This is a genomic window from Bacteroides sp. AF32-8BH (assembly GCF_003435205.1).
Classification (GTDB): Bacteria; Bacteroidota; Bacteroidia; order Bacteroidales; family Bacteroidaceae; genus Bacteroides; species Bacteroides ovatus.
Map to the genome: position 1 here is coordinate 43,007 of NZ_QVLZ01000045.1, position 12,119 is coordinate 55,125.

General features: G+C 42.0%; 9 protein-coding genes. 7 read left to right on the plus strand and 2 right to left on the minus strand.

Annotated elements, in window-relative coordinates; all coding sequences use genetic code 11:
- Position 1: 1 nt before the first annotated feature.
- The gene (locus DWZ47_RS24515; RefSeq protein WP_022199492.1) at positions 2-1,087 is read right to left on the minus strand and encodes a PCMD domain-containing protein; all 1,086 of its coding nucleotides are present in this window, start codon (positions 1,085-1,087) and stop codon (positions 2-4) included.
- 133 nt (positions 1,088-1,220) lie between these two features.
- Here DWZ47_RS24515 and DWZ47_RS24520 point away from each other — a divergent pair, with 133 nt between their 5' ends.
- Positions 1,221-2,507, plus strand: coding sequence for a serine dehydratase subunit alpha family protein (locus DWZ47_RS24520; RefSeq protein ID WP_117514998.1), 1,287 nt, complete (start codon positions 1,221-1,223; stop codon positions 2,505-2,507).
- Positions 2,508-2,634: 127 nt separating this feature from the next.
- Here DWZ47_RS24520 and DWZ47_RS24525 read toward each other — a convergent pair whose 3' ends face one another.
- A complete protein-coding gene (locus DWZ47_RS24525) occupies positions 2,635-3,213 on the minus strand; it encodes a peptidylprolyl isomerase (protein ID WP_004306740.1) in 579 nt (192 codons plus the stop codon).
- Positions 3,214-3,694: 481 nt separating this feature from the next.
- Between DWZ47_RS24525 and ilvD the strand changes: the two genes are divergently transcribed.
- From ilvD to DWZ47_RS24555, 6 genes are all read left to right on the plus strand, one after another.
- Positions 3,695-5,494, plus strand: coding sequence for a dihydroxy-acid dehydratase (gene ilvD / locus DWZ47_RS24530; RefSeq protein ID WP_117515000.1), 1,800 nt, complete (start codon positions 3,695-3,697; stop codon positions 5,492-5,494).
- 124 nt (positions 5,495-5,618) lie between these two features.
- A complete protein-coding gene (ilvB, locus tag DWZ47_RS24535) occupies positions 5,619-7,313 on the plus strand; it encodes a biosynthetic-type acetolactate synthase large subunit (protein WP_004326144.1) in 1,695 nt (564 codons plus the stop codon).
- A gap of 57 nt (positions 7,314-7,370) precedes the next feature.
- On the plus strand, positions 7,371-7,928 hold the full coding sequence (gene ilvN, locus DWZ47_RS24540) for an acetolactate synthase small subunit (RefSeq protein WP_004299476.1): 558 nt from the start codon (positions 7,371-7,373) through the stop codon (positions 7,926-7,928).
- 5 nt (positions 7,929-7,933) lie between these two features.
- A complete protein-coding gene (locus tag DWZ47_RS24545) occupies positions 7,934-8,677 on the plus strand; it encodes an acyl-[acyl-carrier-protein] thioesterase (RefSeq protein WP_004326143.1) in 744 nt (247 codons plus the stop codon).
- 67 nt (positions 8,678-8,744) lie between these two features.
- Positions 8,745-9,788 (plus strand): ketol-acid reductoisomerase, encoded by a 1,044-nt coding sequence (gene ilvC / locus DWZ47_RS24550; protein WP_117515002.1) that lies wholly within the window; start codon positions 8,745-8,747, stop codon positions 9,786-9,788.
- Between the two features lie 191 nt (positions 9,789-9,979).
- Positions 9,980-11,941 carry an LruC domain-containing protein gene (locus DWZ47_RS24555; protein WP_117515004.1) on the plus strand — a complete coding sequence of 654 codons (1,962 nt, stop codon included), beginning with the start codon at positions 9,980-9,982 and terminating at the stop codon, positions 11,939-11,941.
- The last annotated feature ends 178 nt before the right edge of the window (positions 11,942-12,119 follow it).

Sequence of the window (12,119 nt, forward strand, 5' to 3'; positions counted from 1 at the left end):
ACTAATCTTCCGAGTGATAGATTAACTCGGCCTCGTCAATGAGCAACGTACTTCCGATTGCTCCGTTAAAATGATCTCCTTCCAGACTTGAGGTGAACACTATGGCTATATTATATTTTCCATCCATTAGCTTTTCCTTATCTATGAATTTGCCGGGGAGAGTGGTGAAAGGAAGCTTAAAGTAAGTCCATTCGTTCGTTTCTTTGGCATTATTAATCCGTGCTGTTGAAATCAGGTTTGGGCTGGTAAATGCGTTCGTTCCGTCAAGGGTTGGAACAGATTCGCTGGTTTCGTACATGATGGCATATATGTCACAGATATCCCGTTTCCCATTTACAGGTTTGCCTCCTTCTGTAAACTGATCTCCCGCTTTGTACTTATAATAGCCAGCCAGATAAGTAGGTACATGCCGGAAAGGAAGACCGAATTTAGTTGCTTTAAGCGGATTACTCATTGCATTGCTTACATCAAAGGAACCGATAAACAGATTTCCTGCCGCGATAGGCATTCCTGCTATTTGTCCAAAGAATCCGGTACTGCGTGTCACTAAAGAAAGGCATTTGCCGGCTTTTCCGTCCGTTATTTGGAAAGTGGGATAGTCATCAGCAGTTTTGGCTACGCCGGTCATGGCATAGCCCGCATTTCCGCTGGCCCATTCCATAACGACTTTACCTCCTTCGCGTTCTACAAATATGTAGTACTTCTTTCCGCCAAGCGTATCTTCGAAATTATAGTTCGTGGCAAGTTCCGTGTCGATAACGGATATGATATACGTTTTCTTCCAAACACCATCGGCAGCTGTAACAGTATATTCTTGTGGAGTATTGAAATTTCGTTCCGTACCGCTAAGAGGATTAATTGTAGCTCCCGGAGTCAATGTAAATTCAGGTGTAAGTTCTGAAATATCAGTTCCCGGACCGACGAAGATAGTGATGGAATTATTGTTAATAATAGGACTGGTTGTCATGGCTACTCCTGGTAGTGCGCAACTTAATATGTCTGCTTCTGCATTGAGAGCTTCTTCGCCGATACAGGAAAAGGAAACAATAGCCAGTAGCAAATAGAGAATCACGTGTTTTGCTTTCATTTTTCTATCAATTCTTTCTGTTAAAGTTTGGTGTATGGGAGATTTTATAACAATATGAGATTTTATTTGTTCATTATAGAATGTTGGAAAAGAAAGATTTTCCTATTTTTGTGGAACCAAAACTTATAAGTCCATGACTGAATCAGAAAGAAGGCAAATTATAGAGTTGATTAAGAAAGAAGTCATTCCGGCTATTGGATGTACGGAACCTATCGCAGTAGCGCTTTGTGTAGCTAAAGCTGCTGAAACGTTGGGAGTGAAACCGGAAAAGATAGACGTCTTGCTAAGTGCTAATATACTAAAGAATGCCATGGGAGTCGGAATCCCGGGAACGGGTATGGTAGGCCTTCCCATAGCTGTGGCTTTAGGTGCGTTGATTGGCAAATCAGACTATCAGTTGGAGGTGTTGAGGGACTGTACGCCGGAAGCAGTGGAACAGGGGAAACGGTTCATTGCAGAAAAACGGATTTGTATTTCTCTGAAAGAAGATATTACGGAAAAGCTTTATATCGAAGTGATTTGTAAAGCGAGAGATAAAACAGCTAAAGCTATCATTGCCGGTGGGCATACTACCTTTATATATATAGCCAAAGATGAACAGACATTGCTCGACAAGCAACATACAGTCAGCGAGGAAGAGGAAGATGCTTCGCTCGAATTAAACTTGCGTAAAGTCTATGACTTTGCACTGACTGCTCCGTTGGATGAGATTCGTTTCATTCTTGATACAGCCCGTTTGAATAAAGCTGCTGCCGAGCAAGCCTTTAAAGGTAATTACGGACATTCTTTAGGTAAAATGCTTCGGGGAACTTACGAACATAAAGTGATAGGTGACAGCGTATTTTCTCATATTCTCTCTTATACATCAGCTGCTTGCGACGCCCGGATGGCGGGTGCAATGATTCCTGTCATGAGTAATTCCGGCAGTGGTAATCAGGGGATATCCGCTACACTCCCTGTCGTTGTCTTTGCCGAAGAGAACGGAAAGAGCGAAGAAGAACTTATCCGTGCTTTAATGTTAAGCCATCTCACTGTTATATATATCAAACAAAGTTTAGGACGTCTGTCAGCTTTGTGTGGCTGCGTGGTAGCTGCTACCGGATCCAGTTGTGGAATCACCTGGTTGATGGGGGGAAACTACAATCAGGTTGCCTTCGCCGTTCAAAACATGATTGCTAATCTGACAGGAATGATTTGTGACGGTGCAAAACCGAGTTGTGCATTGAAAGTAACTACCGGAGTTTCGACAGCCGTATTATCTGCAATGATGGCAATGGAAGACCGTTGTGTGACTTCCGTAGAGGGAATTATCGACGAAGATGTAGATCAAAGTATCCGCAACCTGACAAGGATCGGCTCGCAAGCCATGAACGAAACGGATAAAATGGTGCTTGACATCATGACGCATAAAGGATGCTGATTTCAAGTATTAAGTATCAGGTATTAAGTATTAGCTCAAATAACGGCATAAAAAAAGTATTAAGTATTAAAGCCCGGCTGTGTCCGCACGGAATTAATACTTAATACTTTATAATTTAATACTTTATTTAGTGACAGTGTCCGCCTTCGCAACCGCAGTCGTCGCCACAGCCATCACCGCAGCTGTCGCATCCGCAACCACAGCCATCACCACCACTCATCATTTTCACAAGTTCCTGAATTTCTTCGTTCGTAGCAGGACGGCTTTCCAGTATTTCACCTTCAAAGATCAGGTCGGCACCAGCCAACGGATGGTTGAGGTCAACTACTACAATATCCGGTTTGATTTCTACTACGCTGGCATTTACGCGTTGACCGTCACCAGTCATCAAAGGTACGATGTTACCTTCTTTAATACGTTCGCTGTCAAATTTGCCATCTATTTCAAATATATTTTTGGGGAGGTCAATGACGTGTTGTTCGTCATATTGTCCGTAAGCCTTATCTGCCGGAATGGTAAAGTCAAATTTATCACCTTTAGAAAGAGCAGTTATTTGATTTTCGAAGTCTTCGAGTGTTGTTCCTAATCCTGAAATGAATTGAAAGGGATGTTCTGCTTTTGCTTCTTCGAACAACTCTTTTTCACCATCTTCCATTGTATATAGTTTGTATGCAACGGTAATGTACTTGTTTTCTACTGTTTCCATCTGATCTTTTTTGTTTCTGATTAATAATTCCCGTAAATACGGGTCTACAAAGATACGAATTATTTGCTTGTACTCCGGTATAGGGAGGGTAAATTTCAGATTATTAAGTGCTTTTGTCAGAAAAAGAAAGTGAGGTGCGCAGTTAGATAATAGTTGTAAATTCAACCTTTAAGTGATAAAATAGAGAAATAATACCTCTCTTTTCTTACAATTATTCGCTTTTAAGTGATTTTTTTCTTCGATTTGTTTGGATATAATAAAAAAGCCCTTACCTTTGCAGCACGAAAATAAAGAAAAGAAGATATGAATATGTTACATACATCTATTAACCTAGCAGTCCTGCATATTATTCGCGTCGTGGTGGTCCCATCAAGAGCGTGAGAAAGGTTTTTGTGTTGTATGTGTTCGTACCATAAAAGATAGAATTTAGAGCCTTTCTCACTTGTGTGAGGAAGGCTCTTTAATTAAAAGATAGATTGAAATGAAAAAGCAATTACGCAGTTCGTTTAGTACACAAGGCCGTCGGATGGCGGGAGCCCGTGCATTGTGGGCAGCCAACGGCATGAAGAAGAATCAGATGGGTAAACCCATTATCGCTATCGTCAATTCGTTCACACAGTTTGTCCCGGGGCATGTACACCTACATGAAATCGGTCAGCTGGTGAAGGCAGAGATTGAGAAGCTAGGATGCTTCGCTGCGGAATTCAATACAATAGCTATCGACGACGGTATAGCAATGGGACATGACGGTATGCTTTATTCGCTTCCTTCACGTGACATCATTGCAGACAGCGTAGAATATATGGTCAATGCGCACAAGGCGGATGCAATGGTATGTATCAGCAATTGCGATAAGATCACTCCCGGAATGTTGATGGCGGCTATGCGTCTGAATATTCCTGCCGTATTTGTATCGGGCGGTCCGATGGAAGCCGGAGAATGGAATGGTCAGCACCTGGATTTGATCGACGCGATGATTAAATCGGCTGATGAAAGTGTCAGCGATCAGGAAGTAGCGAATATCGAGCAAAATGCTTGTCCTACTTGCGGATGTTGTTCCGGCATGTTTACCGCCAATTCAATGAACTGCCTGAATGAAGCAATCGGACTGGCTCTTCCCGGAAACGGAACCATCGTAGCTACACACGAGAATCGTACGCAGCTTTTCAAAGATGCAGCAGAACTGATCGTAAAAAATGCAAAGTTATATTATGAAGAAGGAGACGAAAGTGTGCTTCCTCGTAGCATTGCTACCCGTCAGGCTTTCTTGAATGCCATGACGCTGGATATAGCAATGGGTGGTTCTACTAATACGGTTCTTCACCTGTTGGCTATTGCTCATGAAGCAGAGGTAGATTTCAAGATGGATGATATCGATATGCTTTCCCGCAAGGCTCCTTGTCTCTGCAAGGTGGCTCCCAATACACAGAAATATCATATTCAGGATGTAAACCGTGCCGGTGGTATCATTGCCATTATGGACGAACTGGCAAAGGGAGGTTTGATAGATACATCCGTTCGTCGGGTAGACGGAATGTCACTGGCAGAAGCCATTAACGAATATTCAATCACCAGCCCGAATGTGAGCGAAAAAGCAATTAAGAAATATTCGAGCGCAGCCGGAAATAAATTTAATCTCGTACTTGGTTCACAAGGTATGTACTATAAGGAACTGGATAAGGACCGTGCAAACGGATGTATCCGTGACTTGGAACATGCTTACAGTAAAGACGGTGGACTGGCCGTATTGAAAGGCAATATTGCTCAAGATGGTTGTGTAGTAAAAACAGCAGGTGTAGACGAAAGTATCTGGAAGTTTACCGGACCTGCCAAAGTATTTGATTCGCAAGAAGCAGCCTGTGAAGGCATCCTCGGAGGTCGAGTCGTCAGTGGAGACGTCGTCGTCATCACGCACGAAGGTCCGAAGGGTGGTCCCGGTATGCAGGAAATGCTTTATCCTACCTCTTATATAAAATCCCGTCATCTCGGAAAAGAATGTGCTTTGATTACCGACGGACGTTTCAGCGGTGGAACTTCCGGATTGAGTATCGGACATATTTCTCCTGAAGCGGCAGCTGGAGGCAATATCGGAAAAATTGTAGACGGAGACATTATCGAAATCGATATTCCGGCCCGGAAGATTAACGTGCGACTGACGGATGAAGAACTGGCAGCCCGTCCGATGACTCCTGTCACTCGTGACCGTTATGTACCAAAGAGCCTGAAGGCGTATGCCAGCATGGTAAGCTCTGCCGATAAGGGAGCAGTGAGAATTATATAATATAGTTGGTGATAGTTGATAGGTAATAGTTAGCTGCGCAGCACTTAGCGCAATGATTGTAAACCATTCATTTTCAACTGTCATTTCTCAACTATCATTTATCATTTATCAACTATCAACTAATATGAAAGATTTAATAACAGGTGCAGAGGCTTTGATGCGCTCCTTGGAACATCAGGGAGTGACTACCATCTTTGGTTACCCCGGTGGCTCTATTATGCCGGTATTCGATGCCTTGTACGATCATCAAAATATATTGAACCATATCTTGGTTCGTCACGAACAGGGAGCTGCCCATGCCGCACAAGGTTATGCCCGTGTATCGGGTGATGTAGGTGTTTGCCTGGTGACGAGCGGTCCCGGAGCAACCAATACGGTAACAGGCATTGCAGATGCGATGATCGATAGTACGCCTATCGTGGTGATTGCCGGACAGGTAGGAACAGGCTTTCTTGGGACGGATGCTTTTCAGGAAGTTGACTTGGTAGGTATCACCCAGCCAATCACTAAATGGAGTTATCAGATTCGCCGTGCGGAAGATGTAGCCTGGGCGGTAGCACGTGCGTTTTACATTGCTCGTAGTGGTCGTCCGGGGCCGGTGGTACTGGACTTTGCCAAAAATGCGCAAGTAGAGAAAACGAAATACGAACCGACGAAAGTCGATTTTATCCGTAGCTATGTTCCTGTTCCCGATATGGACGAGGAGTCTGTACAGGCTGCTGCCGAACTGATTAATAACGCTGAACGTCCGCTTGTATTGGTTGGACAAGGTGTTGAACTGGGAAATGCACAGAGCGAATTGCGCGAGTTTATCGAAAAAGCGGATATGCCTGCGGGTTGTACGCTGCTCGGGCTTTCGGCTTTGCCGACAGAACATCCGTTGAATAAAGGTATGTTGGGTATGCACGGCAATCTGGGACCGAATATCAATACCAATAAATGCGATGTGCTGATTGCTGTCGGTATGCGTTTTGACGACCGTGTGACCGGTAATTTGGCTACTTATGCCAAACAGGCAAAAGTGATTCATTTTGATATCGATCCTGCGGAAGTTAATAAGAATGTAAAGGTAGATGTAGCTGTATTGGGAGATTGCAAGGAAACACTGGCTTCTGTGACGAAACTCCTGAAAAAGAACACTCATACCGAATGGATTGATAGCTTCAAAGAATATGAGAAAGTAGAGGAGGAAAAAGTAATCCGTCCTGAACTTCATCCTGCCACAAACTCTTTGAGCATGGGGGAAGTGGTACGTGCGGTAAGTGACGCTACTCACCATGAAGCTGTTTTGGTAACAGATGTAGGTCAAAATCAGATGATATCTGCACGTTACTTTAAATATACGAAAGAACGCAGTATCATTACTTCCGGAGGACTTGGAACAATGGGCTTCGGGCTTCCCGCAGCTATCGGGGCAACTTTCGGAGCACCGGAACGTACCGTATGCGTATTTATGGGAGATGGCGGACTGCAAATGAATATTCAGGAACTGGGTACGATTATGGAGCAGAAGGCTCCGGTGAAGATTATCTGCCTGAACAATAATTACCTCGGAAACGTACGTCAGTGGCAAGCTATGTTTTTCAACCGTCGCTATTCGTTTACCCCGATGTTGAATCCGGATTATATGAAAGTGGCCTCGGCTTATGATATTCCTTCCAAGCGTGTTTTCACTCGTGAAGAACTGAAGGAAGCTATTACTGAAATGCTGGCAACGGACGGACCGTTCCTGCTCGAAGCTTGCGTGGTGGAAGAAGGCAATGTTTTGCCGATGACTCCTCCGGGTGGTTCGGTAAACCAGATGTTGCTGGAGTGCTAGGAGAAGTTGAGAGTTGAGAATGGAGAGTTGAGAGTTCGCATTTAAAAAATTAGAGTTATGAGTGATAAAACGTTATATACAATCATTGTTCATTCGGAGAATATAGCCGGGTTGCTGAATCAGGTAACTGCTGTATTTACCCGTCGGCAAATAAATATTGAGAGTCTGAATGTATCTGCTTCTTCTATTAAAGGTGTACATAAGTATACAATAACAGCCTGGACTGATAAGGACATCATTGAGAAGGTAGTGAAACAGATCGAAAAGAAGATCGACGTGATTCAGGCACATTATTTCACAGAGGATGAGATTTATTTCCACGAGATTGCATTATATAAGGTGTCTACTCCTGCTTTTCAGGAGAATCCGGAAGCATCCAAGCTGATTCGTAGATACAATGCACGTATAGTGGAAGTCAATCCGGTATTTTCTATTGTCGAGAAAAATGGAATGAGCGAAGATATAACTTCGCTCTATGGTGAACTGAAGGCTTTGAATTGTGTTTTGCAGTTTGTTCGTTCGGGACGTGTAGCGATTACTACCAGCTGTTTTGAACGGGTGAATGAGTTTCTCGATGGACGGGAAGCTATGTATAACCAAAGTAAAAACCAATAAGAATAATGAGTGAAGAAAATAGAATAGGGACTTATCAGTTTGTGGCAGAACCGTTCCATGTTGACTTCAACGGACGTCTGACTATGGGGGTACTGGGAAATCATCTGCTGAATTGTGCAGGTTTTCACGCCAATGACCGTGGTTTTGGTATTGCAACGTTGAATGAGGATAATTACACATGGGTGCTTTCACGTCTAGCCATTGAGTTGGATGAAATGCCTTATCAGTATGAGAATTTCTCGGTTCAGACGTGGGTGGAAAATGTCTACCGTTTGTTTACGGACCGTAATTTTGCTATCCTCGATAAGGATGGAAAGAAGATTGGCTACGCACGTTCCGTATGGGCAATGATTAATCTTAATACCCGCAAGCCTGCCGACTTGTTGACTTTGCATGGGGGAAGTATCGTAGACTATGTCTGTGATGAGCCTTGCCCGATTGAAAAGCCTTCACGCATCAAAGTGACAAGCGATCAGCCGATAGCTACCCTGACGGCAAAGTACAGTGATATAGATATCAATGGTCATGTAAACAGCATCCGTTACATCGAACATATCCTTGATTTGTTCCCGATTGAATTGTATAAGACCAAACGTATCCGTCGTTTTGAAATGGCGTATGTGGCGGAAAGCTATTTTGGTGATGAACTCTCTTTCTTCTGCGATGAAGTGAATGCAAACGAGTTTCACGTAGAAGTGAAGAAGAATGGCAACGAAGTTGTTTGCCGCTCGAAAGTGATATTTGAATAAATGTGAGAATATAAAATCAATTAATAACAGATGGCGTAAGTCATCAAAAACTAAAAACAAAAAGAAAATGGCACAGTTGAATTTTGGAGGTACTACTGAAACTGTAGTAATCCGTGACGAATTTCCATTGGAAAAAGCTCGTGAAGTATTGAAAAATGAAACAATCGCTGTAATCGGTTATGGCGTACAGGGTCCTGGACAGGCACTGAACTTGCGTGATAACGGTTTCAATGTAATCGTTGGTCAACGTGAAGGAAAAACATACGATAAGGCAGTAACAGACGGATGGGTTCCGGGTGAAACTTTGTTCGGTATCGAAGAAGCTTGTGAGAAAGGTACTATTGTAATGTGTCTGTTGTCTGACGCAGCAGTAATGTCAGTATGGCCTACTATCAAGCCTTACCTGACTGCCGGAAAAGCTCTTTATTTCTCACACGGTTTTGCTATCACTTGGAACGACCGTACAGGTGTAGTTCCTCCTGCTGATATCGACGTTATCATGGTTGCTCCTAAAGGTTCGGGTACATCTTTGCGTACTATGTTCCTCGAAGGACGCGGCTTGAACTCTTCTTATGCTATCTATCAGGATGCTACAGGCAAGGCTTACGAAAGAACCATCGCACTGGGTATTGGTATCGGTTCCGGTTATCTGTTCGAAACAACTTTCCAACGTGAGGCTACTTCTGACCTGACAGGTGAACGTGGTTCATTGATGGGGGCTATCCAAGGTTTGTTGCTGGCACAGTACGAAGTATTGCGTGAAAACGGTCATAGTCCTTCTGAAGCATTCAATGAAACAGTGGAAGAACTGACACAGTCATTGATGCCGTTGTTCGCAAAGAACGGTATGGACTGGATGTACGCTAACTGCTCTACTACTGCTCAACGTGGTGCTCTCGATTGGATGGGCCCATTCCACGATGCTATCAAACCGGTAGTTGAAAAGTTGTATAATAGCGTGAAGACTGGTAACGAAGCACAGATTTCTATTGATAGTAATTCACAACCTGATTATCGTGAAAAGTTAAACGAGGAGCTCCGTCAATTACGCGAAAGCGAAATGTGGCAGACTGCTGTAACTGTTCGTAAACTTCGTCCGGAGAATAATTAATTAGACCAGATTATACAAGTTTTAAAAGAAGGAGAGAGCTTTTTGCTTTCTCCTTCTTTTATTAATAAGATATTTAAAAATGGGTAGGTGAAGCTTGCAGAAACTTTTTTTTGAAAAATATATCAATAATGTGATTAAAATATGCAAGTTTATGTTTATATTTGCACTATCAAATAAAATGAACGAGAAGTATGATGTGTTTTAACTTACCCCAAAGAATGATTAACATTGCTAAATTAGCATGTGTTATCAGTGTTGTTTCTGTTGCTTTCTCAAGCTGTTTACAGAAAGATGTATATGATCCTGCTAATTCAGGAGATAAAGAAGAAGTTACTTTAGATAACTATTTCGACTTTGCCACTACTAAGAATATTCAATTGAATATTGATTATGGAAAGGAATGTCCTAGGGCTTATTTTGAAGTTTATGCTGAAAATCCGCTTTCTTATGTGGCAGAAGGCGGTCAGATTATAAAGAAAGCAGGGGTTTCACACATTGCAACCGGATTTACAGATATACAAGGACGTTATATCAAACCGGCTTCTTTCCCGACAGCAGTTTCAGAAGTTTATATTTATTCTCCGGATTTTGGTGTGCCGACTTTGTATAAAACTAAAGTTGTCGGTTCGGATGTCAGCGCAAAAATAACCTTTGAGAATGCTCTTGATGTTACTCCTGTGGATTCATCAACGAGAGGTGCACAAACAAGGGCTGCGGTGAAATTTATTACAGATGTAATCCCGAACGTATTAGGAACTTGGAATGCAAATTCAGGTAAGCCTGACTATTTGGATGCTTCTAAGAAGATCAACATGGATGCAACTCTCAAGAGTTATATAACGACATATTTCCCGGAAGGAAAGAATAACGTAGGACCTTTAGTTACTGATAATGCTGATATTCTGATAAAAGAAGATGCAAATGTCGTTATTAACTATTTTGGGGGAGACACAGGAGCGAAAAGTGTATTTGCTTATTATTGCTATCCGAAAGATGCTTCTACTGATGAAATAAGGAAGGCAACAAAGCATGCATGTGTCATATTTCCTAACGCACATGGAAATAGTTTAGGTTATTATAGTGGGGTTGCGGTTAATTTAAAATATATAAATGAGACTGGTAATTTCCCTCAAGAGGACCCGGAACGTATTCCGGCAAATACAAAGATTGGTTTCTTGATATGGAATAATGGCTGGGTAAATGCCAAGGCTAATGGAAATATGTTCTATTCGACTAAATCTTTGAATAGTGACAAAATTTCTCACACTGCAATTTTTGCAGCAAAAAATAAAGCAGGTGAAAGAGTGAATGTGATAACAATGGAAGACTGGAAAAGTGGAGAAAATGACTATAATGATGTTGCTTTTGTTATCTCTTCTAATCCTATTGCTGCTATTGAAGTTCCGGATGTTCCTAATCCGGGTGATCGGAAAGGAACAGAAAAGTATTCTGGAGTGCTTGGCTTTGAAGATAACTGGCCGGAGCAAGGAGATTATGACTTGAATGATGTAGTCATGAAATATCAGTCAAGCGTTGATTATAATATAGATAATAAGGTTCTTAATATTATTGATAAGTTCACCTTGGCTTGGACGGGAGCTAATTATAAGAACTCGTTTGCTTATGAAGTTCCTTTCGATTTGAGTAAAGCTTCTAAAGTAACGGTTAATGGTAGTGAAGCTTCTTCCTATTCAGGTAATGTGATAACATTATTCAAGGATGCTAAGGCTGAATTGGGAGTATCCAATGTGAATGCGGAGGATATGATTAATCAGAATATTCAAGAGAAGACATATACGGTATCCATACAATTTAATAATCCTACTCTTGATAAATCAGTGGTGGTAGCTCCTTATAATCCTTTTATAAAAGTATTCAACTCTGCCACAGAAGTCCATCTGACAGATCATAAGCCGACAACTGGTGCGAATAATCGTTTCCCTTCCGGAGCTGATATTTCTCGTGGTGATGTAGATGGTACCTATTTCATTTGCAAGGATGGTTTTCCGTTTGCTATACATGTAGATGCTCGTTTGGACGCTTCTATTTTGAATTTAGATCTTAAAAAGGAGAATCAGCGCATTGACAAAACATATCCTAAATTTGCAGAATGGGCAAAAACGCGCGATCCGCAAATAAAATGGTGGAAATAGTTGGAGCGCATTGGAATAATCGACTATCTTTGAGGATGAAAAAATTAAGAATAGTACTGATGTAAAATATTGTTTGTTTTGTTTGTGTTAAATGAAGTGCGGTTTCGTGAGAAAGTGCACTTTGTTAAAGAGGTTGTGTCAAAACGTTGGCACAACCTCTTTTATATTTTACAGTTCT